General features: G+C 61.7%; 14 protein-coding genes. 10 read left to right on the top strand and 4 right to left on the bottom strand.

Annotated features, from left to right (window positions below):
- Position 1: 1 nt before the first annotated feature.
- The 3 genes from MKZ91_RS12110 to MKZ91_RS12100 all read right to left on the bottom strand — a co-directional run bounded on the left by MKZ91_RS12110 (position 2) and on the right by MKZ91_RS12100 (position 3,600).
- Positions 2 to 898 carry an ABC transporter permease gene (locus MKZ91_RS12110; RefSeq protein ID WP_336171121.1) on the bottom strand — a complete coding sequence of 299 codons (897 nt, stop codon included), beginning with the start codon at positions 896 to 898 and terminating at the stop codon, positions 2 to 4.
- Complete coding sequence (locus MKZ91_RS12105) at positions 898 to 1,863, bottom strand: ABC transporter permease (protein ID WP_336171120.1); 966 nt, start codon at positions 1,861 to 1,863, stop codon at positions 898 to 900. Before MKZ91_RS12105 ends, MKZ91_RS12110 begins: the two co-directional genes overlap by 1 nt.
- 162 nt (positions 1,864 to 2,025) lie before the next feature.
- The gene (locus MKZ91_RS12100; protein WP_336171119.1) at positions 2,026 to 3,600 is read right to left on the bottom strand and encodes an ABC transporter substrate-binding protein; all 1,575 of its coding nucleotides are present in this window, start codon (positions 3,598 to 3,600) and stop codon (positions 2,026 to 2,028) included.
- 166 nt (positions 3,601 to 3,766) lie between these two features.
- Here MKZ91_RS12100 and MKZ91_RS12095 point away from each other — a divergent pair, with 166 nt between their 5' ends.
- The 10 genes from MKZ91_RS12095 to MKZ91_RS12050 all read left to right on the top strand — a co-directional run bounded on the left by MKZ91_RS12095 (position 3,767) and on the right by MKZ91_RS12050 (position 20,587).
- Positions 3,767 to 5,143 (top strand): amidohydrolase family protein, encoded by a 1,377-nt coding sequence (locus MKZ91_RS12095; RefSeq protein WP_336171118.1) that lies wholly within the window; start codon positions 3,767 to 3,769, stop codon positions 5,141 to 5,143.
- Between the two features lie 25 nt (positions 5,144 to 5,168).
- Positions 5,169 to 6,365: an amidohydrolase gene (locus tag MKZ91_RS12090; RefSeq protein WP_336171117.1), complete on the top strand. Its 1,197-nt coding sequence runs from the start codon at positions 5,169 to 5,171 to the stop codon at positions 6,363 to 6,365.
- Between the two features lie 585 nt (positions 6,366 to 6,950).
- Positions 6,951 to 7,607, top strand: a complete 657-nt coding sequence (locus MKZ91_RS12085; RefSeq protein WP_336171116.1) for a flavin reductase family protein — start codon at positions 6,951 to 6,953, stop codon at positions 7,605 to 7,607.
- Positions 7,607 to 8,341, top strand: a complete 735-nt coding sequence (locus tag MKZ91_RS12080; protein ID WP_336171250.1) for an aspartate/glutamate racemase family protein — start codon at positions 7,607 to 7,609, stop codon at positions 8,339 to 8,341. The genes MKZ91_RS12085 and MKZ91_RS12080 overlap by 1 nt, the downstream gene beginning before the upstream one ends.
- A gap of 792 nt (positions 8,342 to 9,133) precedes the next feature.
- Positions 9,134 to 10,183, top strand: a complete 1,050-nt coding sequence (locus MKZ91_RS12075; RefSeq protein WP_336171115.1) for a hypothetical protein — start codon at positions 9,134 to 9,136, stop codon at positions 10,181 to 10,183.
- Positions 10,184 to 10,724: 541 nt separating this feature from the next.
- On the top strand, positions 10,725 to 11,558 hold the full coding sequence (locus MKZ91_RS12070) for a glycoside hydrolase family 16 protein (protein WP_336171114.1): 834 nt from the start codon (positions 10,725 to 10,727) through the stop codon (positions 11,556 to 11,558).
- Complete coding sequence (locus MKZ91_RS12065) at positions 11,555 to 14,011, top strand: phosphotransferase (protein ID WP_336171249.1); 2,457 nt, start codon at positions 11,555 to 11,557, stop codon at positions 14,009 to 14,011. The genes MKZ91_RS12070 and MKZ91_RS12065 overlap by 4 nt, the downstream gene beginning before the upstream one ends.
- 209 nt (positions 14,012 to 14,220) lie before the next feature.
- Positions 14,221 to 15,894 (top strand): hypothetical protein, encoded by a 1,674-nt coding sequence (locus tag MKZ91_RS12060; RefSeq protein ID WP_336171113.1) that lies wholly within the window; start codon positions 14,221 to 14,223, stop codon positions 15,892 to 15,894.
- Positions 15,895 to 16,052: 158 nt separating this feature from the next.
- Positions 16,053 to 18,221 carry a tetratricopeptide repeat protein gene (locus MKZ91_RS12055; protein WP_336171112.1) on the top strand — a complete coding sequence of 723 codons (2,169 nt, stop codon included), beginning with the start codon at positions 16,053 to 16,055 and terminating at the stop codon, positions 18,219 to 18,221.
- Between the two features lie 56 nt (positions 18,222 to 18,277).
- Positions 18,278 to 20,587, top strand: a complete 2,310-nt coding sequence (locus MKZ91_RS12050; RefSeq protein ID WP_336171111.1) for a tetratricopeptide repeat protein — start codon at positions 18,278 to 18,280, stop codon at positions 20,585 to 20,587.
- 196 nt (positions 20,588 to 20,783) lie between these two features.
- Here the strand turns inward: MKZ91_RS12050 and MKZ91_RS12045 are convergent, their stop codons facing one another.
- On the bottom strand, positions 20,784 to 21,899 hold the full coding sequence (locus tag MKZ91_RS12045; RefSeq protein WP_336171110.1) for a hypothetical protein: 1,116 nt from the start codon (positions 21,897 to 21,899) through the stop codon (positions 20,784 to 20,786).
- Positions 21,900 to 22,198 lie beyond the last annotated feature (299 nt).

Raw genomic sequence — 22,198 nt, 5'->3', positions numbered from 1 at the left:
CTCATCGAGCCATCAGTTTCGGGTTGAAGTGGTCGCGCAGATAGTCGCCGATCACGTTGACGGCGAGCACGAGGATGACGAGCACGGTCGCGGGCATGACCGCGATCCACCAGAGACCGGAAAACAGGAACTGGTTGCCGATGCGGATCAGTGTGCCGAGCGACGGGTAGGTTGGCGGCATGCCGGCGCCAAGGAAGGACAGCGTCGCCTCCGTCAGGATCGCGCCTGCAAGGTTGATCGTGGCAATCACCATCACCGAGCTCATGATATTGGGCAGGATGTGTCGACCCATGATGCGCGACGACGGCAGGCCGATAATCTTGGCAGCGCGCACATAATCCCGTGCGATTTCCACCATCGTCGAGGCGCGCACGGTTCGTGCATATTGGACCCATTCGTTGATGGCGATCGAGAAGATCAACACCAGCGGCGCCCAGGCAAGCATGGTTTCGGCGCTGAGCTGCGCGCGGGCGATGCCGCTGATCAGCAAGGCGACGAGGATGGTGGGGAAGCTGACGAAGATGTCGGCAATGCGCATGATGACGCCGTCGACCACGCCGCCGAAGAAGCCGGCGACAAGGCCGAGCACGACGCCGAGCATGGCCGCAAAGATGACCGCGCCGAGACCGATGACGACGGAGATCCGCAAGCCGAACAGGATGACCGAAACGAGGTCGCGGCCCTGGTTGTCGGTGCCAAGCAGGAAGCGGGGATCGCCGCTTTCCATGAAGGCAGGCGGAATTTCCATGTCCATCAGCGAATAGGAGGCGACGTCGCGCGGGTCCATTGGCGCAATCAGCGGCGCGAAGATGACGAGGATCAGCATGATGAGAAGCACCAGGCTGGCGATGACAACGGAAACCGGCGGAAGCCGGCGCATCAGGGATTGCGTGGCCATTATCGTGTCCTCAGGCGCGGATCGATGAAGGTGTAGAGAATGTCGACGATCATGTTGATCATGACGAACAGGAAGCCGACGAAGAGAAGGTAGGCGGCCAGTACCGGCACGTCGGGATAGCCGACGGCATTGGTAAAGAGCAGGCCCATTCCGGGCCACTGGAACACCGTCTCGGTGACGATTGCGAACGCGATGAGCTGGCCGATCTGCAGGCCGGTAACGGTGACAACAGGCATCAGCGCGTTGCGAAGCGCGAGCCGGCCGTAGATGTAGGTGCGCGACAGGCCGCGGGCGAAGGCAAAGCGGATGTAGTCAGACGACAAGACGTCGATCATTTCCGAACGCACCAGCCGCATGATCAGGGTGAGCTGGAAGAGCGCCAGCGTGATCGACGGCAGGATCAGTGACTTCAGCCCGGAAAGCGAGAGGAAGCCGGTCTGCCACGGTCCGATATCGACGAGATCGCCACGTCCCGAAGACGGCAGCCAGCGCAGGTTGACGGCAAAGACAAGGATCAGCAGCAGGCCCGTCACGAAGGTCGGCATGGAAATGCCGACGAGTGTGGCCGACTGGGTGAGCCTGGAGAAAAAGGCATGCGGCTTCAGCGCGCAGAGAACGCCGAGCGGAATGCCGACGGCCAGCGCCAGCACGGTCGCGACGATCACGAGTTCCAGCGTGGCGGGCAGACGGCTGAGCAAAAGGGTCGTTACCGGTTGCTGGTAGCGGTAGCTGGTGCCGAGATCGCCGGTCAACACCTGTCCGACGAAGCTTACGAACTGCATTGCGACCGGCTTGTCGAGGCCGAGGGTGACGCGCACTGCGTCTTTTTCCGCCTGGGTCGCGCCCTCGCGCACCATCGAGGCGACGGGATCGCCGACGAAACGGAACATGACGAAGGCGATGGCGGTGACTGCGACCATCACGAGGATGGCCTGAAGCAACCTGACTGAAAAGAGTCTGATCATCGGATAGTCCTTGCGAGGGAGCGACATTGCCCGGAGGCGAAAACCGGCGCTTGCGCTCCCGCGTCCTCCCGGCCGAAAGCGGCGCACGGAGGGATTGGCCCGGTTTGCGGCGCAGTCCCGGCTTGCTTTCGCCGACCGGGACTGCACTTGGGAGAATCCCGATTACTTCTTGATCTGCGCGAACCACGGACGCACGTATTCGTCCGGGAACTGCGGCATGTCGACCTTGCTGCTCATCGCCCAGGCAACCGGCTGCTGGTGCAGCGGCAGGTACAGCACCTGGTCATGGGTGATGCGGAACGCTTCCTTCAACATCTCGACGCGCTTGGTCTCATCGAGTTCGCCGGCAGCGGCATAGGCCAGCTTGTCGATGTCGGGGTTGGACAGACCGTCGGCGTTGCTGCCGCCGAAGGTGCCGTCATTGGTCGCCAGCAGCGCTTGCAGTGGGCTGAAGCCGTCCATCGGTGGCAGCGAAGCCCAGCCGAGAAGATAGGCGTCGAACTCGCCCTTGTCGGTGCGCGGGAAGTAGGTCGTCTTGCTTTCGACGCTCACATTGGCCTGCACGCCGATCTGGGCCCACATGGAGGCGACCGCCAGGCAGATCTGTTCGTCGGCAATGTAACGGTCGTTGGGGCAGGCAAGCCCGGTCTTGAAGCCATCCGGATAGCCGGCCTCGGCGAGAAGCGCCTTGGCCTTTTCAACGTCGTAGGGCAGCGGAACGTCGATGTCCTCGTCGTAGCCGGTGACTGCCGGTGCAACGAGCATGCCTGCGGTGCGCGACTTGCCGCGCATCAGGCGCTTTTGGATCGTGCTGCTGTCGATTGCATGCCAAAGGGCCTGGCGCACGCGCACGTCGCGCAGCGGATTGGGCTGGCCCGGGGTTGCATGCAGTTCCGGACGGTAGCTGAAGACGAAGAAGATGGTGCGCAGCGACGGGTTTTCGACGACCTTCAGTCCGTCGGTTGTGGCAATACGGTCGACGTCCTGCAGCGGAACCGGCGCGATCATGTCGACTTCACCGGACAGCAGCGCCGCAACGCGGGTAGCGTCAGAGGCGATCGGACGGAACTCGACTTCGTCCAGATTGTGCTGCGGCTTATCCCACCACTCCTTGTTCACTTCGAAGACCGAACGCGAGTCCGGCTCGTAGGCCTTCAGCTTGAAGGCGCCCGTGCCGTTGGCATGGTTGCTGGCATAGGTGACGACGCCGGTCGACGCGTTGCCTGGCTTCAGCGCGTCATGCTCCTCCATCCAGGGCTTGCTCATGATGTAGATGGCGGCGAGGTCGTTGAGCAGCAGCGGGTAAGGTGCCCGCAAAATGAGGTCGACGGTGTACTCGTCCACCTTCTCGACGCCGACAACGGTGGAGAGGTTTTCGCGATTGCGTGCGCCGGGGTCGATCTGGCGCTTTATCGTCGCCACGACGTCGTCGGCGTTGAAGGGCTGGCCCTCATGAAATTTCACGCCCTGGCGCAGCTTGAAGCGCCAGCGCGTCGGCTCGACCACCTCCCAGGAGGTGGCGAGCGCCGGCTCCAGCTTCAGATCCTTGTTGCGGCGTACCAGCGGGTCGAAAACCATGTGGTGAACGCTCTGGGTGAAGCTGTCGACCTGCGCGTTCGGGTCGTAGGAGATGACGTCGCCGGACGAGGCCCATCGCAGCGTTTCGGCGAGCGCGGGGGCGGACAGCGGTGTCAGCAGGGCGAGCCCTGCCAAAAGGGTCTTGATCGAGGTCTTCATTGGTTTCTCCCAGTTGGCGTATACATATTATCTTCTATATTGAATACGAACATTCCCATAAATAGTGTACATTTGTTAGGAACAATATCAAGATGCCCAAAAGCGGTTTTGGCGGCGCTTTTGTCAAAAAAGAACGCCGATCCGACAGCCTGAAAGGGAAGCTTCAATGACGAATGCACTGCTGATTGAAAACGCCACGATCGTTACGATGGACCAGGAGAGACGCGTTCTTGAGCGCGGCTATATTCAGGTGGAGAACGGACGCATCGCCGGCCTCGGCGAGGGGGGCTTTGCCGGATATTGGCAGGGTGAGCGCATCGAGGCCGCGGGAATGGTCGCCATGCCGGGGCTGATCGACACGCACGCCCACGCCGGACACACGCTGACCAAGGGGCTTGGCAGCGAGGACGAGGACTGGATGGAGGTGACTGGCCGCATCTATGCGACCGCCACCGATCCGGAATTCTGGGCGGCAGAGGCGGCGCTGTCGGCGCTGGAGAGGATAAAGTGCGGCACGACGACTGCGGCGCTGCTGTTTGGTGGCGGTCCGGACGTCATGCGCAGCGAGGCACCGGAGGCGGCGGAAGCGCACCTCACCGCGATTGCCGCCATGGGGGTTCGCGAGGTTCTGGCCGTCGGGCCAAACCGGACCGGGAAAGACCACGTGTACCGCCAGTATTCGGACACATCCCACAACGACATCGTCGTCTCCCCGGACCGGCAGATAGACGTCGCCACGGAACTGGTCGATGCCTGGGCCAGGCGCGACGACCGGCTGCGGGTTGTCTTTTCTCTGCCCGTTTTCGATGCGCAGGAACTGCGCGACGAAGCGACCCACAGGATTGCATGCAAAATACGCGATCGTGCGCATGAAAGAGCAGTTTTGCTGGTGCAGGACGGTCATCGAAACGGCTCCATCGCTGCCAATGATGCTCGACTTGGCCTGTTTGACGAGCGCTCGCTGCTGGCGCATTGTATCGATCTGACCGCGGAGGACCGGGCGGTTCTGAAGCGAACCGGCGCAAAAGTTGCACACAATCCGAGCGCGTTGATGTCTGTCTACGGCCGTTGCCCGGCGCTGGAGCTTATGGCGGACGGTGTGGTGGTTTCTCTTGGCACTGACGCTGCCGCACCCGATCGGCCCTTCGATATGTTTCGCAACATGTTCCAGGCGCATCGCTACCATGCCAGACACTTCGCAGACGATGCCGTGTTGCCGCCGCTGCGGTTGCTGGAGATGGCGACCATCGAAGGGGCGCGTGCTTTGATGATGGCGGATGAGCTCGGATCGCTCGAGGTCGGCAAGCGTGCCGATATCGTCCTCGTGAACATGCGCCAGCCCCATCTCTGGCCGCCGCATGATCCGGTGCAACGCCTAACCCGCTATGCCAATGGGGCCGATGTGGACACGACCGTCGTTGGCGGGCGCGTTCTGATGCGCGGGCGACGCCTCGTCGGCCAGGACGAAGACGCCATCCTCGACCGCGCCTACAGTGCCTTTCAGCGGGCCATGGCTCGCGCCGGCCTGAACGACCGTACCTAGGCGATTGGGCAAGCGAGGACCAAAGATGACTGCAGACGTGCTCATCCGCAACGCCCGCCCGTTCGGCGGTCCGGTCGAAGACCTTTTCATCCGCGACGGCCGGTTCGTAGCGCCCGATCGCACCGGGCCGGTCGTCGAAATTGACGCGGCCGGACACATCGCCCTGCCGGGCCTTGTCGAGGCGCATACGCATCTCGACAAGACGCTCATCGGCATGGACTGGTTCGAAAACCGGGTGGGTCCGACGCGCAACGACCGAATTCTGGCTGACCGCAATGCCAAGCGGGAACTCGGCATCAGTGCCCGTCGGCAGTCGGCCCGTCAGATCCTTCAAACGCTTGTCTATGGTGTCCTCAGCATTCGCAGCCACGTTGACGTCGACACCGAGATTGGCCTTGCCAACATCGACGGCGTGCTTGAAACGCGCGAAGCGATGCGTGACTTGGTGGATGTGCAAGTCGTGGCCTTCCCGCAGAGCGGCATGCTGCCGCGCGAAGGAACGCTTGAGCTGATGGATGCGGCGCTGAGGGCCGGCGCTGACATCGTCGGCGGCATCGACCCCGCCACGATCGAGCGCGATCCGATACGCCATCTCGATGCGATCTTTGCGCTGGCGGATCGCCATGGAAAACCCGTCGACATCCACCTGCACGAACCGGGCGAACTCGGCGCTTTCTGCCTGGAGCTGATCGCCGAGCGGACCCGCGCCCTGTCGTTGCAGGGGCAGGTGATGGTGAGCCATGCCTATTGCCTCGGCATGCTCGATGTCGCGCGACAGAGCGCATTGATCGACACGTTGGCGCAAGAGCGCATCGCGGTGATGACGGTTGGCAGTCCCTCGGCGCCCGCCTTGCCACTGCGACTGATGCGCCAGGCCGGCCTCACCGTTTCGTCCGGATCGGACGGCATCCAAGGGACCTGGGATCCCTTTGGCAGTGGTGACATGCTGGAGCGGGCCAAGTATCTGGCACAACGAAACGGCATGGCCAGCGACGTCGACCTCGAAGAGACCGTCCGGATTTGCACGTTCGGCGGTGCCGATGGCATCGGCCTTGGTGGATACGGATTCTCGAAAGGGTGCTTCGGTGACCTGGTGCTCGTCCCGGCACGGACCTTGGCGGAGGCCGTCGCCCTGACGCCGCTGAGGCGAACCGTCATCCGGCGCGGGCGCGTGGTCGTCGACGGCGGAAAACTGGCTGGCGACTTGCCTGAAATAGAATGAAGCCACTGACCTGAGCTGTGGGCATGATCGGTTGGGCATCGGTACGCACGGCGGCGATCCCGAAGGAATGCGATGTCCTGCATTGATGGTATGCAGTTTTGGTGAGTTTTGATCCAGAGGGTTTCAGTATCGGACGCTTTGATTTGCCTCTGGGGGCAATGCCGCGTTCTTGACGGACAAGGGAACAGCCCATGAGCGTCGTCTGTTCGCGTTTGGTTTACTCTCCATCAAGTCTATGAGGTGATTGATTGCTTCCACAGAACCGCCCTCCCTGGACTGGAACGAATGCCAGGGGACCCTGTCGCGTTGAGCCTCAGCGCGGCTGATATTCTAAGTATGTTGCGACTCCATATTGCATGCAATATTGACCGTATAAGGGATGCAATATATACATGGAAATGGGAGACGGTTGGCGCCGGGAGGGCGGTGAGCCGGACATTGCTGTTCGTGCAATGGCCTGGGATCGGGACGCATATCCTTTCTTGATGAAGGAAGCGGCCATGGTCGGTGTTGCGCCATTGGAGGCCTGGTCGTGCGCCTCAGCGCTGTGGTCGCCGTTTTGACAGATATGCAGGAGAACTGGACATGAACATCGATTTCACCACGCTTCCACCTCCCGACCGCTATCGATTGTTGACGAATTTCATTGGGCCGCGGCCGATCGCGCTCGTTGGGACACGATCGATCGGCGGGCATAACAACGCTGCGCCCATGAGCTTCTTCAATGTCTTTTCCCATGAGCCGCCGCTGGTCGTGCTCGGCATCCAGAACCGTGGCAATGGTGACGAAAAGGATACTGTCGCCAATATCCGTCGCACCGGCGAGTTCGTTGTCAACATGGTCGACATGGCGCTCGCCGACGCGATGATCGTCTGTGGTGTCAATTTCGCCTCGGAAGTCGATGAACTCGATTTCGCCGGCCTAACACCAATAGCCTGCGACCAGATCGATGCGGCCCGTATCGCCGAAAGTCCCTGCAGTTTCGAATGCACGGTCGAGCAGATTCTCGACTATCACAAGCGTGTGCTGGTGATCGGCAGGGTCGTGCACATGCATATCCAAGACCGGTGCCTCGATCCCGCGGGGCGATATGCGAACCCCGAGACCTATCAGCCGATCGCGCGGCTGCATGCGGACAACTACATCACGTCAGATCGTCAGTTTGAACTGAAGAAGCCGGAGGAGTTGCTGCCTCTCGAGCTCGACCAGGTCAATGCCAGGGCTGAAGGCGCTGCCCGATGATCCGCATCCACGTTATCAATCCGAACTCGACAGTATCGATGACCGCTCAGATTGCGCGCGCGGCCGAGGCGGCACGCTCCGAAGGCTCGGTCATCGATGCGCAAACGGCAGCGGACACGCCGGCCTCAATCGAGGGCTATTGCGATGAGGCGATGGCCGTTCCGGCGATGTTGGCAGCGATCCGATCAGTCGAGGAGCGGGGCGCTTCGGCGCACGTGATCGCCTGTTTTGACGACCCCGGACTTGCCGCTGCGCGCGAGGTCGCTTGCGGCCCGGTCATCGGCATTTGCCAAGCGGCGGTGCAGGTTGCCATGACTGTTGCGACCCGCTTTGCGGTGATCACCACCCTGCCGAGGTCCGTGCCGGTGATCGAGGATCTGGTCGTTCACTACGGCGCTGGCTCGCGCTGCCGCCGTGTGCGGGCGGTCGACCTGCCGGTCCTGGCGCTCGAAGCCGATCCGCAAAGCGCGCGAATGAAACTGCTGAATGAAGCGCGCGCGGCGATAAGGGAGGACGGCGTCGACGCCATCGTGCTTGGCTGTGCCGGCATGGCGGAGCTGTGTGCCTGGCTTTCTCGAGAAACCGGGGTGCCCGTCGTCGATGGCGTGGCAGCAGCCGTCAAACTTGCCGAGGCGCTTGCAAGTGCGGGCTTTCGCACCTCGAAGGCGGGAGCCTATGCCACCCCCCGCGACAAGTCGGGTGATCTCGAAACGGCCTGTCGCTCTCACCGTTGATCGCCGCCAACACCTTTAGAGTTCGCGCGTCAAACGTGACGGCTTCGGTTCACGTGGATTGGAATGAGCACGGGTAGCAGCCTTTGTCCGGTTATGCGGCGGCGCGTCAGAGACAGACAGTGTTTCGCCGCCGACCCTCAAGTTCCCTCGCATCCTGCAAGCTGGGGATGCGCGCCTGCCCCGCCTTCGAGCGGGGCTTTTTTTGGGGGGGCGACCGCCCCTGCGTCCGGTCGAGCGGAGCCAGGGTCGCGCGTGGACTGTTGGGGCTGATCGACGCCTCCAGCAACGAAATGGTTCATTTGCCTCAGGTCGCCGCTTCGAAGTCTGTTAGTGAAACCGAAAATTATATCATACGTTGTATAGTCGCAGCTTGAATTCACGTCGTCCTGGCTCAGTTGGATGCCAATCGGCGGGATCCGGGCGCGTTACCGCCCCGGCGAGCCGGATGCCTGCATTGTTAAGGGAGTAAAGGTGCCCAGATTGCGACTGCCCGATCGAACTCCCGATTCAGCCGCGATCGATATCGCCCCGTTTTCAAAACGGCAGCGTGCCGAGCACGCAGGCTTGGCTGCAAAAGGTGTTACGAGCACAGCCGGCGTTCGATTGGCAGATCGCGAATATCCCGTGAATGGGCATTGTCGGGAAAAGGCACGATTCTTTGCCTTGCCCGCCGATGGATGTTGCGTGCGGCAAGACAATGTGCGCCTTCTGGCGCGATGGAAGCTTGGTGAAGTTGGATCTCATCCGCGCAGTTGCGGTTGTTGAGTAGTGCGTTGTAATGCGAGAAACATCATGCGCAAGGTTCTGATCGCCATTGTCCTGACAATGGCATCTGTCGCGATAATTTCGTCTTTCGTCGGCACGGGGGTCGCTGCCGACTTTCCAGCCATCGTGCTTGCACCGACCTCGGATGCGGCCCTCGATAGCACCCTGGCGGCGGCCATGAACGCCGGTGAATTGAAACGCCTTCACGCCGAGCAGAACCAGCAGGTCTCAGGCGCGTCACTTGTCGCGGCCGAAGAGCGCCGGCTGGAGGAGATCATGCGCGGCATGGGCTATCTCGATGCGCGCATAGAAGTCACCGGCAATGTTGATCGTGATCCTTCGGCCGAAATCGTCTTTAAACCCAAGCCAGGTCCGCTTTATCGCGTCGGCCTGGTTGAAGTTGACGGTCTGGGAAAGGTCGCGCAGTCCGTTCGCGACGACGTCGCGCACCAGATGGCGGCGGCAGCCGGTAAAGCGGCAAGCGGCAATGCGCTGGCGCTGCTGGAGGACGAGGTGCTTTGGCGCATTCGCAGTGCGTCTTATCCGCTTGCCACTGTGGCCGGACGGGACCTGTCGCAGATGCCCGGTACGGCGCTTGCCAGGGTGCGTATAGAAGTCGTTCCGGGTGACATTGCGAACTTCGGTGCGGTGACCTACAGCGGCATGGTCGGGCTCAAGAAGGACGAGTTGGTCCGGCTGCAGCCGTTCCAGCAGGGCGAGGCATTTAGCCCGCGGGTTCTCGAGCGCTTTCGTGAAGCGCTGGTCGCTCATCCGGCGATCCGGGCGGCAAGGGTCTCGCTCGCCGACAAGGTTGATGGCAACGGCGAGGTGCAGGTTAAGGTGCAGATCGAAGAGGAGCAGGTGGGCGTTGCCGATGATACCGGCATCTACCGCTTTGTGTTTGCCGCGATGATTTCAGGCGTTGCGATGATCGCCATTCGCCAGATCTGGATCGCAGCTCTGCCTGTGGGACGCGCGCGCTGGCCGTGGTGGCTCGAAGCAATCACCATTCTTGTGCTTGCAGTCGCCTTTTTTATGGGCACCCACCGGTTGCTGCTGCTGGCGGTGCCCGGCTGATCGGCCAGGTCAGATCCTGACGACGGCCGTCAATTGTCCCGTCGCGTGCATACAATTCGGAATTCACGACCAGTTCCGGGTTGCAGCGTCGTTTCGAGAATTGTGCCTTGCAGCCATAGAGAGAGTGGCTGAGCCTTTTTGCTTTGTGTTTCCTGGAAGTTCGCGACGATCAGTCCTGGCGTTAAGTCTACCTATTTTGTACTAAGTGATCGTAATCCAATATAATTATATTTCGGAAGAATTGGGTAATCAAAACAAGCGATAAGCCATGCGAAGTGCGTATGGGGCTCTGTGGATTCAAATTTACGTGATTGCATTTTGTTCATGAGATCTTCGTCTTCGGATAATAACGCGTTATTCGTATTCCAGTACTGCTTGACGTTGTGCGTCTTGATCAGTGATACTTAATTAAACGTAAGCGACAGACTGCCGGATACCGTGGCAAATGTGCGCAATCCGCTCACTTGCGAAAACACTCGGGTAATTTGCAGACTTGTGCGTTTTGCGGCGAGCCAAGTAGTCGGACCGAGCGGGATGTTGCATGGGTATGAGATTTTTTGGCGCCGCGTTTTTGGGGCTAGCCTGCACGTTTTGGATCGCAAGCGCGAGCGTGCCGGCACAGGCTTCACCACCCGCAGATGGGCAATGGGAGCGGGTTTTCAGCGAAGAGTTCAATGGAAGCAAGCTTGACCGCCGAAAATGGACCCGATGTTACTGGTGGGACAAGAACGGCTGCACGAACCTGGCGAACAAGGAACTGCAGTGGTACAGGCCCGAGAACGTCAGCGTCGGCGGCGGACATCTGCGGCTGACGGCACGGCCCCAGAAGGTTATCGGCCATGAGGGGCGGACGTTCAACTACACGTCGGGCATGGTGACAACCGGCCGCCACTACGAAGAGCGGGCGGGACGCGACCGCTTTGCCACAAAATACGGCTATTTTGAAATCCGCGCCAAGGTGCCGAGGGGCAAGGGCCTTTGGCCCGCCATCTGGTTGCTGCCCTCGACGCAGGAGCCGCGCCCCGAAATAGACATTCTCGAGGTGCTTGGCCACGCGACAAACACCTACGAGATGCATTTGCACTACATCAAAGGGGGGTGGCAGAGCGCTGGCAAGAGCGCAAAGACCGCCGATCTTGCCGCAGGCTGGCATGTCTATGGTCTGGAGTGGCGCAAGGACGCCGTCATCTGGTACCTCGATGGCAAGGAACTGTGGCGCTACACCAAGGCAGAGGGCATTTCCCAGGAGCCGATGTACCTGCTCATCAATCTGGCCGTGGGCGGCAACTGGCCGGGTTCGCCCAACGCCAAAACCAAGTTTCCCGCCGAGTTCCTCATCGATTACGTCCGCGTTTGGCGGCGCACCGGCCCATGAACGCACACCCGCCGACCATCCAGCATTCCGCTCCGGCGCAGATGCAGGTCAAGCGGCGTAGGGGAGGTTGGCGATCGCTTGTGCCGGCGGGCCTGATGGCGTCGTCGCTGATGCGCAACGGGTACGCCCTGATCGCCAACAGCGGACTGAGCGCGGTCCTCGGCCTGGTATTCTGGCTTCTGGCCGCCCACCTTTGCTCGCAGGAGGCGGTCGGGCTCGGCGGCGCGATCACCGCCACCATCGTAAACCTTTCAAATGCGGCCCAGCTCAATTTCAGCAACCTTCTTGTTCGCTTCGTCCCGACGATCGGCAGCCGGGCGAGCAAGCTCATCCTGTTTGCCTACGCGGTGTCAGTTGTCGTCTCTGTTCTCGTGGCGGCAGTCTTCCTGCTGGTCGTCGGCGCGTTCATGCCGAAGCTCGAGGTGTTGACCAACAATGTCGGCGTTATCGCCTGGTTCGTAGCGACCGTCGCCCTGTGGTCCGTCTTTGCGCTCCAGGACAGCGCGCTTTCGGGCTTGCGGCAGTCGATCTGGGTGCCGGTGTCCAAGACGACGTACCAACTCGTCAAGATTGCCATGCTCGTGTTGCTTGCATTCTTCGGCTTCGGCTGGGGCGCGATTGCTCTGGCCTGGACCGCGCCGGTCGTGGTTTTTATCGTTGCCGTCAATCTGCTGATTTTCAGGCGGCTCGTGCCGAAGGACGATGACCTTCCCGTGGATGAACACCTTGTCCATCGGCGCGCCATGGTCCACTTCTTCGGCTGGGATTACATTGGCTCCGTGTGCATGATGGCGGCCTGGACCGCAGCGCCGCTGATCGTGCTCAATCTGGTTGGCGCGGCCGAGAGCGCAAGTTTCTTCGTCGCATGGACCATCTTCACGTCTCTCAACTATTTCGGTGACTCCATGGGACTGTCGCTCCTGGCTGAAGGCGCCAGCGACAGTCGCCGGTTGCGCTCGCTCGCCGCAGATGCGGCGGTGATGTCGATCCTTCCGCTCGTTGGCCTCGTCGGTTTTATCCTGGTGCTGGCGCACCCGATCATGGCGGTGTTCGGACCCGCCTATGCAGACGAAGGCGCTTCCATCCTGCGGATCCTGGCGGTCGCCAGCGTTGTCTCGGCGGTGTTGTCCATATACCTGTCGATTGCCCGCACCAAGGGATGGATGCGGTCGGTAGCTGCCGTCGATGTCTCGCTGATGCTCCTGGCGCTTGTCGCAGGCGTTTTCCTGGTGCAAAGCCAGGGCCCGATCGGCATGGCTATAGCCTGGCTGTTGGCGATGCTCGTGGTCACGTGCGGGGTCGGCGTGTTCGCCCTTCTTACCAATCGCCGCTACAGCGGCTACGACTGGGGGCTGGCACTCGCTTTCTCATCAAAGCGGTTCGTCTCCCACTTCGTGCCATTGGGGCGGCCCCCTGCGGCCCTGCTGCCTACAGAGGCAGATCTCGGTCCCTTACTGGCCTCGACCGGCAAGGCCGACGCGCCAAGCTGGCGGGCTTACGCCACGGAACCTGGCCCCGAAGGCACTGTCACCGTCTCTCTCGGCGCGCAAAGGGCTGATGGCCACACCGGACACGAGATGCGCGCCATACTTCATCGCGCACGTAATCTGGCCGCAATCGGCTATGTCGAGCGGCACATCGACAATCTCGATCGGTTGCACGCGAACCCGCGCCTGAAAGAGATCCACCCGATGCTGCCGGCCCGATTGACAGTGCGACACACGAAAGGCGGTCTCGACTGTATCGAGGCGGTGTCTCGTGGCGAAGACGCGCATGGACTGTCCAACAATCCAGCCGATCTGCAATCCGGTTTGACGGCTGCTGCGCGTGCGATCGCCATTCTGCACGGGCGAACGTCATCGGTGCGCAAGATCGACGAGACCTGGTTCCAGGACTGGGTCGAGCGGCCGACGGCGCAATTGCGGTTGCTGAACGGCGCGCTTTTGTCGAGGAGCAGGCGAGAGCAAGCGCTCGATCTGTTCGTCGCCCGGCAACGGAGCTATTGGCTTGGGCGCAAACTACCGCTCGGCTGGTGCCATGGCGACCTGCGACCGCACAATCTGCGTTTCATCAGGTCAAGCGGCGCCGTCGGGTTGGCCGGCATCCTGGAATGGGGTAACGCCCGTTCGGATGCTCCTGCCGGCTATGACGCGTGCGGCCTGGCGATTGCCCTGCGCATGGGGGGCTCAGCGGAGCCTGTCGGTGCGATTGTTGCCGATCTGCTTTGGCTGCCGCAATGGCATGAGGGCGAAAAAACCTGGTTTGCTGGCGCTGCAGGAAATGAGCTAGACTGGAGCAAGGATGCCGCCGCGACTGCGGCAATGGTTGGGCTGGTCTGGCTCCATCAAGCCAGCGGGCGCATAGGGCACATCGAGGGCGCCGGTCGGCTTTGGGCCGCCTCCAACGTCGATCGCGTCCTGCGCATCGTCTCGTCCAGCAAGGGGGCGAATTGAAAATGGCGGCGACCGAAAACCTTGGCAGCGTACCGTCGGACCAGTCGCCTCCAGCGACAGCCTCCATTCGCGGCTCATTCGGCTCCGTCGGTCTTTCACTGGCCTGTCTCGGCATGGCATTCGTGCTTTGGGTCATCAGCCTATACCGCACCGATCCGGCTGGGGTGGACGATTACGGGCTGTTTTCGGTCCTGCCGGCCACGATCTGGATGGCCTATGCGGCCGTCGGCATGGGTTTCGCTTTGAGCTTGGCGTCCGGCGTTCGAGAGACCCGCATCCCGCTGTTGCAGATAGCGATGCTGGTTTTGCTGCTGCACGGAACGCCGGCGATCGTTTACGACGCGCTGCGCTACGCCTGGGCGTGGAAACATGTCGGCGTCGTCGACTATGTGCAACGGTATGGGCAGATTGATCCCACGGCCCCGTTCCTCGCCGCCTACAGGAACTGGCCCGGTCTGTTTGTCGTCAGCGCTGCGGTTGCCTCGTTGTTCGACATCACGCCCATCGAACTGGCCAATATCGTGCGGTTTTCCCCGCTGGTCCTCAACCTGCTCTATATTCTCGTGCTTCCACAGATTTTTCGCCGCTTCACAGTGGACCCGCGCCTTATCTGGGGTTCTGTCTGGTTCTTTGCGGTCGGGAACTGGATTGGACAAGACTATTTCTCGCCGCAGGGCGTGGCGCTCCTGTTCTACCTGATGCTCATTGCGCTTTGTGTCGGTCCGCTTCGCATGGAGCACGCCTGGGCCGATCCTGGCAGTCAAGGAGCAGCCGGGGTTTTCGGTCGCTACTTCGCCTTTGCGTCGCGCGGACTGCCGCCGACCTCCTTCGCGCCGTCGGTGCGTGTGGCAGCCTCAATCGCGGCAATGCTGCTGATTGTCGCGATCGTGACCACCCATCCCTTGACGCCGATGGTCGTGCTGGTGGCGCTCGGCGGCCTGTGGTTCCTGGGGCAACTCAGTGTCGGCTATCTGCTGTTTGCCCTGTTGGTCGAGATTGCCTGGCTGATGTTCTACGCCGACGGTTATCTGGCTCTGGTCCTGCCCGAGCTGGTTCAACGTTTCGGCGACACTTCCACCGAGATCAGCGAGCGCCTGGTCGACACGTCGATCGTCAGCCCCGGACAGGTGGTGGTATCGTGGGCATCTCGCACGCTGACCGGTGTGATCGCACTCGCTGCCCTGCTTGGCGGGTTGCGGCGGCTGATCGCCGGCTACCGCGACGGTCCGGCCGTGGTCTTGACGCTTGCGCCGGGGTTCCTGCTGGTGGCGACGTCCTATGGTGGTGAGATCGCCTTTCGCGTCTACTTGTTTGCTCTGCCGTTCCTGGCATTCTTCGCTGCGGCGCTCTTCTTCCCTTCGCCGGACCGGCAACGCGATGCGATTGCCAGATACACTCTTGGGTGTCTTGGGACATTGCTCTCGGTTGCGTTCGTCCTTGCCAACAATGGCAAGGACCGACAGTACAGCTTCACGCGCGGCGAGGTCGAAGTCTCGCAATGGCTCTACGCGAATGCGCCGATCGGTTCGATGCTGATCGAAGGGGCGCCAAATTACCCCGAGCAATTCATGAATTACGAGCGCTTCATCTATGTGCCGATCTCGACGGAGAGCAGTCAGTCCATCACAGCGGTGCTTGCCGACCCTGCGGCGGAACTGTCCCGCTGGATGCGGGGGAGGCCGCCCGGTACGACCTTCATCATTATCACGCGAAGCCAGAAGGCTTACATCGACGATTTGAGCATTATGCCGAAAGGTTCGCTCAGTGCGATCGAGAACGCGTTGCGCGCGTCGCCCCGGTTCCGACTGGTGCGGGCGACGTCGGACGCCAGCGTTTTTGCTCCAGATGATGCGGGCATCAGGATGGGAGAGTGGGTGAATTAGAAGGAATGGTTCCGGCCGGTGGGCGCGACAGACAAAAGCAGTCGCAGTGCACGCAAAAAGTTCAGAATCTGCTTGCCGGAAAGGTGAAGTGCTTGTTTCATATTAGCTGAGTTACATTTTCTTAATTGCAACCCGCGCGCTGTCGGGAGTTTTGGGCCATGCGTATCGGTTGGTTGTGTATTGCCAGCGCATTGACATCGGGAATGGTGGCGAAGGCCAGTCCCGATGAAGGGAGTTTCGCGACGCAGTCGCTGGTCTTCCAGAAACGGGATATCGGGCAACTGAAAAAGCCTGATGGTTTCGTGAAGGCGCTCGCCGGATCCTACATCGCGCTCGGCGACCTTTATCGAGACGGGAAGACGACCGTCGCGGCGGCTGATGCCGCCCTTACCTACTACCGTGGGCTGCGTAATCCGGGCCAACCGGAGGCTGTCTATGCGATCATCGCGCCCGCTGACCTGATCGGCCTGGCCAAGGGCGCTCCGGCGGATCCCTTCGCCGCGTCGAAACTCTATCTGGAAGCTGCCGCCATGGGCAGTGCGGAAGCGCTGCTGCGGCTTGGAAATCTCTACAGCGAGGGCAGGGTCGTCGCTGCCGATCAGAAACGCGCCTTTCACTTTTATGAACAGGCTGCAAAGGTCGGAAGCGAGGATGGCAAGCTGCGTGTCGGCGAAATGCTGGCGCGCGGACGGGGTGTCGCACGTGATGTCAACAAGGGGCTCGCAATAATCGAGTCCTTGGCCCGATCGGGCAACCCGGAAGCGCTGGTGCTGCTCGGAGACCTTTACCGGCCGATCAGCCAAGGCACAGTCGCCCTGGACTCGGTCAAGGCGTTGGATCTCTACCGGAAGGCGGCGGGACTGGGCTATGAGCCGGCAAAGCTGCGGATCGGCGAAATGACCGCCTTGGGCCAAGGGGTAGCAAAGGACGTCGATGGCGGGGTGGCGATGATCGAGGAAGTGGTGGCGCGTACGCGCAACCCCGCAGGCCTCGTCCTGCTTGGCTCCCTCTATAGTCGCTCGGAAGGCGGCGTCATCGCGGTCGATCTTGTCAAGGCGTTTGGCTATTTCCGCCGTGCGGCCGACAGCGGCGATGAGACCGGCATTTTGCGCACCGGAGAAATGCTCGCGCGCGGGCGCGGCGTCAACCAGTCCTATGAGGCCGGCCGGGCCATGCTGACGGATCTTGCCAATCACGGCGACGCGTTTGCACTGATTGCGCTTGGCGATTTGCTGAGTGATGTGACGGTGGCGCCGGTCGATCTGCCTGCCACGGTCGCCTCGTATGAGAAGGCGGCGTCGCTTGGCCATTCCGATGCGTTGAACCGTCTTGGCGATCTCTACAGCCGTAGCCCTTCGGTGAAGCCTGACTTGGCCAAGGCCTATGCCTATTATGTCAGGGCGTCGAAGGCCGGGAACATAGCCGGCAAGCTGCGTGTCGGCGAGATGACCCTATTGGGACAGGGCACCAAACGCGACGTTGACGCCGGGCTCGCTCAAATGAATGCGCTTGGCGACGATGGCGACACCCATGCGCTCAATCTTTTGGGCAGGCTCTACAAACGCGGCGTCGGTGGCATACTACCGGCCGATCCCGTCCGCGCCTACGGCTACTACAACAGATCTGCAGGCATCGGGAACCTGGAAGGCAAGGTGCGTGCCGGCGAGATGATGGTCCGTGGTGAAGGGACGGCCAAGGATGCTGCCGCCGGTCTCGCGCTGGTACGCGAGGCCGCAGACACCGGCGATAGCGTTGCGCTTGTGTCGCTGGGAGAGCTCTTGGCTGATGGCTCGACCGGCAGCGCCAATATAGCGGAGGCCGTGCGGGCTTATGAGCGGGCTGCAGCCTTCGGTCGACCGGACGCACTGGTCCGCATCGGCGACATCTATCGTATCGGCGCATTGACGCCTGCAGACCTTGGCAAGGCATTCGACTACTACCGCAGGGCCGGACTTGCTGGCGACGAGACGGGCAAGCTGCGGCAGGGCGAGATGACGGCCCGCGGCGAAGGAACGCCCCAGGATATCGGCGCCGGGCTCGCGATGGTCAAGCAGGTGGGCGTCGCCGGTGACCCCTATGCCTATGTGGTGCTGGGCGATCTTCACCTTTCGGGTGTTGCCGGGCCGGTGGATGGCCAGGCCGCCGTGGCGGCCTATGAGAGCGCTGCGAAGCTCGGCAGAGCTGACGCGCTGCTTCGGTTGGGGGATCTTTATCGCGACGGCAAGGGTGTGCCTGCGGACGGCGCGAAAGCGGCCGAGTACTATCTGAAAGCGGTGGAAGTTGGGGATTTGACGGCATTGATGCCGGGCGAGGGCGTCCAGCATTGAACAGGCATGGGACAAGGGCGTTGGCGTTGTGGTGGAAAAGTCATCTGGTGATATCGGTGGCCGTTCTGGTCCTGACGGGTACGGCATGGTGCGCTGAGGCCACATCAAAGTCTGGAAGACCCACGGTTTCCAGCAATGCCGCGGTACCCAAGCGCGCCGTGAATGCCGACGCGCTGCTGCGGCTTGGAGACCTCTACAGCGATGCCGGCAATGCCCATCGTGACCTTGCCAAGGCGCTCGATTTCTACCGCCAGGCGGCCGATGCCGGCAGCGCCACCGGCAAGGTGCGTGTCGGGGTGATGCGCCTCAATGGGGAGGGCACCAAACTGGATGTCGAGGGTGGGCTGTCGCTGATCGAAGAAGTGGCATCCAGCGGTGACGGTGACGCTCTAGCCGTGCTTGGCGGCCTCTACAGCCACGCCGATTCAGGGATAGTCCCGCTCGATCTTCCCCGCGCCTACGACTATTACCAGCGTGCCGGGGCTGTCGGAAACACGACCGGCCTTCTGCGCAGCGGCGAGATGCTGGCGCGCGGAGAGGGGACCGCAAAGGATGTAGAAGCCGGCCGGGCCGCCGTGCGTTCTCTCGCCGACAAGGGAAACGTTTATGCCCTTGTCTCTCTCGGCGATCTGTTGAGCGGGGGCGACGCGGGCCCCCTCGATATCGACGGTGCAGAAGCGGCCTATGCGAAAGCTGCAGCGCTTGGGAGAACCGACGCGCTGTTGCTGCTGGGGGACCTCGTCGGCAGCGGGCGCGGTCGCAAGCCTGACTATGTGAGAGCCTTCGAATTCTACGACAAGGCAGCCGAGGCAGGGGTGCCGCTGGGGCGGTTGCGTGCCGCCCAATTGACCTTTCGCGGGCGCGGGACGCAGCAGGATGTCGAAGGTGGGCTGGCCACGATCAAGTCGATCGCTGATACAGGTGACCCGGAGGCATTGACGTTCCTCGGCGACGCGTTCAGCGGCGCAATCTCGGCACCCGTTGCGTCAAACCCGGAAGAGGCGCTCGGCTACTATCAGCGCGCCGCTGATGCCGGTGCCAGCCATGCCATGGTGCGGCTCGGCGAAATGACAGCGCATGGCCTTGGCACGCCGCGCGACGTGGAGGCCGGGCGCAGCATCGTCCGGCGGATTGCCGACAGCGGCAATGCGGCCGCGCTGATCAGCCTCGGCGATCTCCTGCGAGAACCGCAATCGGGCAATGTCGACGGTGTCGGCGCCGTTGCCGCCTACGAGCGTGCCGCAGGCCTTGACGAAACGGAAGCACTGGTGCGCCTTGGCGACTTTTACAGCGATGGCAACACAGTCGCTGTCGATCTGCCGAAGGCGCTCGACTATTATCGGCAGGCAGCGGAAAAGGGCAGTGCCATCGGCGCTGTTCGTGCAGGCGCCATGATCGCGCGCGGGCATGGCACCACACAGGACGTGGAGACTGGCCGTGCCATGGTGAAAAAGGCCACGGAAAGCGGTGAGGGCGAAGCCTATGTCGTCATGGGCGACCTCTTGACCCGTGGTGACGCCGGTAAGCCCGATGTTTCGGCGGCGATCAAGCAGTATGACGAGGCCGCGTCGCTCGGTTGGACCCAGGGCTTGATCCGGCTCGGCGATCTGTACCGCGACAGGAAGTTGTTGCCCAGCAATGGCCGGCGTGCGGTCGGATACTACAGGCAGGCGGCCGAAGCCGGCGACCCCTATGGCTTGCTCATCCTTGGAACCACCCTTTCAGAAAGCCAGTTGCGCAGTGTCGGCCGGCCGGCCGACGGCGTTGCAGCGCTGCGGGAAGCCGAAGCCAAGGGGCTGGACGACGCAGTCGTTGCCCTTGCAGACGCCATGCTCTACGGCATGGGCACGAAGCGCAACCCCAAAGGGGCGGCAGCGCTGCTCGAGCAGGCCTCAGCTAATGGCAACATTGCAGCTACTCGCCATCTGATCAGTTACTATCGCGACGGTCGCCGCTTTGGGCGGTCGACCTATTTCAATGCCGATATGGATCGCGCCCAGGAGCTGTTCATCGAGGTCTCCCCTCGGCTGTCGCGCGGTGACCTGCTGGTCGAGGAAATGTTGTTCTCTGCGGCCAATTCCAGGCGCAACTATCAGTCGATCGTTGACCGTATGCCTGAGCTCTCGATGGAGTCCCGCCAGTCGCTCATTCGCATGATGCGCACCACGCATCAGAACGCCTACATCTATCTCGCCCAGCATCGCCTTAAGGAGATCGGCTTCTATACGGGCCCAATAAACGGTGTCCTCACCGGTGCCACGACGCGCGCCGTCAATCGCTATTGCGCGTCGAAATCGATGCAGAGCGCCTGCCGGTACGGACCGATGAGCAGTCAGGCCGGCGACGTTCTTTCCTACGCCTTCTAGAGCTCCTGCCTTCAACTGGAATCACGTCAGGGAAGAAAGATGCTCTAGAATCAAAGTCCTAGAGCGTCCTTTAAGCGTTCCCATGAACGCACGGCGCTCTAGGAATGGCTGGAAGACGGCAGAAGCCAGGAGCGATCGGAGGAATAGGCAAATGCGGCGCCTTGATCGCGCGCCTGTTTCAGGCTTGAGGAAGCCCTCAGTCGAACCGATCGCCGAATATGCGGCTCCAATGTTCACCGACAAGTCCATTGAAGAAGCCGTTTCCGGCCTGGAACTGGCGGACGAGTTCCGGGTCGCGCGCATGCACCACGGTCGAGTTGACGTTGAAAAAGAAGATCCGCCGGCCAAGCATCGCTTCAAGCAGTGCCGGTTGGGTCCGTCCCCTGACACCGGCAAGCCCCGCTGCGGCCGCGTGGGCGATCAGGCAATCGATGACCGTTCCGGCTTGTCCGGGCAAAGCCAGAACCTGCAGAACATGGCCGATACCACCGGCGCGCCCGAAATACATGAAGGCGCCGATCGTGGGGCCGCTTCGGGCCGAAACGGTGCATCGTACCGTCTCGCCGAAATCCTGCTTGCTCGCGGCGTCCGACATGACGCGCAGGAGCAATGCCTCGTTCCAGGCAGGGTGGACGACGAACTTTGACGTGAAGTTGTCGACCAGCTTTGAGAACCCTTCCTGGTCAACATTCGTCAGCCTGTAGCGCGCAAGCAGTGCGGCAGAATCACCAGCCCCGAACCAGCGCGAGAACTCGCCCCGTCTCCATCGCCCGAGGCCCGCGTCCGCCAGGCGGGCAAGCGGACCGGCCAGCTGCACCATCGGTATTCTTGCCTTGGCACCGGCAACGGCAAAGCTCGCAGGCTTGATGATCTTGACCCAGTCAAGGCTGTACTGGGGCAGGATCGAACCGCGGAGTGTTGTCCACATGCTCGCCGTTTCCTCGCTTGCCGTCTCACTGAAAGAGAGATCCTGCGGGCCGGCAAGGAAAGCCTTCAGCAGCCTGGCGCCCGCAAGATCACTGCGCTGTGCCGCGTCCACCATCAGCGAGCCGCAGATCGAAGCATTCACACTGTTGCCGGCAAAGCGCATGGGCATGGACGTGACGCCGACAAATCCCGAGACACTGCCGTTGTCGGCAACATGCACCAGTGATGGCGATCCGCAGTCGCCGTCGGTCGCGTCGAGATAAAGGCGTTTGAGATAGCCTGCCAGAGGTGGCGGTGCGGGCGTGCGCCGCTTGCGCAATTCGCGCTGGAACATGGCGGCGATGGCGGGCAGATCGTTGGCCTGCAGCGGGCGGATTTCAGGCATCGGGAGAAGCCTCGGCAATCTCGTATTAACAATGGCTTATTTCGAAAAATCGATCGAGTGCCTCAGTCCGCGAATTGCGGCTGGCGGCCTAAAACTTCCGTCGACAACTGGCATCAGATAATGCTGAACTTGTATCATCATTGGCTTCGTAAGCAAATGGTAATATTTAATTCACGATATCGATGGGGGAAAGGCGGCGGATTTGGCCTCGCCATCGCGAGGGCAGCCACGGCGGGGCGCGCGTCGCCTCCACGATGATGGCTGGAATGCACCAGTTCCAGCCTATAGTCTCATGGGAT

Source organism: Ensifer sp. MJa1 (assembly GCF_037026475.1).
Classification (GTDB): domain Bacteria; phylum Pseudomonadota; class Alphaproteobacteria; order Rhizobiales; family Rhizobiaceae; genus Ensifer.
The sequence above is the reverse complement of the archived record's forward strand: the minus strand, read 5'-3'. Positions and strand labels throughout refer to the sequence as shown.

What these genes read in the sequence shown, in the direction of transcription:
- MKZ91_RS12070 (WP_336171114.1), top strand. Translation starts at nt 10,725, where the DNA reads ATGGGTATGAGATTTTTTGGCGCCGCGTTTTTGGGGCTAGCCTGCACG.
- MKZ91_RS12060 (WP_336171113.1), top strand. Translation starts at nt 14,221, where the DNA reads ATGGCCTATGCGGCCGTCGGCATGGGTTTCGCTTTGAGCTTGGCGTCC.
- MKZ91_RS12055 (WP_336171112.1), top strand. Translation starts at nt 16,053, where the DNA reads ATGCGTATCGGTTGGTTGTGTATTGCCAGCGCATTGACATCGGGAATG.
- MKZ91_RS12085 (WP_336171116.1), top strand. Translation starts at nt 6,951, where the DNA reads ATGAACATCGATTTCACCACGCTTCCACCTCCCGACCGCTATCGATTG.
- MKZ91_RS12110 (WP_336171121.1), bottom strand. Translation starts at nt 898, where the DNA reads ATGGCCACGCAATCCCTGATGCGCCGGCTTCCGCCGGTTTCCGTTGTC.
- MKZ91_RS12100 (WP_336171119.1), bottom strand. Translation starts at nt 3,600, where the DNA reads ATGAAGACCTCGATCAAGACCCTTTTGGCAGGGCTCGCCCTGCTGACA.
- MKZ91_RS12090 (WP_336171117.1), top strand. Translation starts at nt 5,169, where the DNA reads ATGACTGCAGACGTGCTCATCCGCAACGCCCGCCCGTTCGGCGGTCCG.
- MKZ91_RS12105 (WP_336171120.1), bottom strand. Translation starts at nt 1,863, where the DNA reads ATGATCAGACTCTTTTCAGTCAGGTTGCTTCAGGCCATCCTCGTGATG.
- MKZ91_RS12075 (WP_336171115.1), top strand. Translation starts at nt 9,134, where the DNA reads ATGCGCAAGGTTCTGATCGCCATTGTCCTGACAATGGCATCTGTCGCG.
- MKZ91_RS12095 (WP_336171118.1), top strand. Translation starts at nt 3,767, where the DNA reads ATGACGAATGCACTGCTGATTGAAAACGCCACGATCGTTACGATGGAC.
- MKZ91_RS12065 (WP_336171249.1), top strand. Translation starts at nt 11,555, where the DNA reads ATGAACGCACACCCGCCGACCATCCAGCATTCCGCTCCGGCGCAGATG.
- MKZ91_RS12045 (WP_336171110.1), bottom strand. Translation starts at nt 21,899, where the DNA reads ATGCCTGAAATCCGCCCGCTGCAGGCCAACGATCTGCCCGCCATCGCC.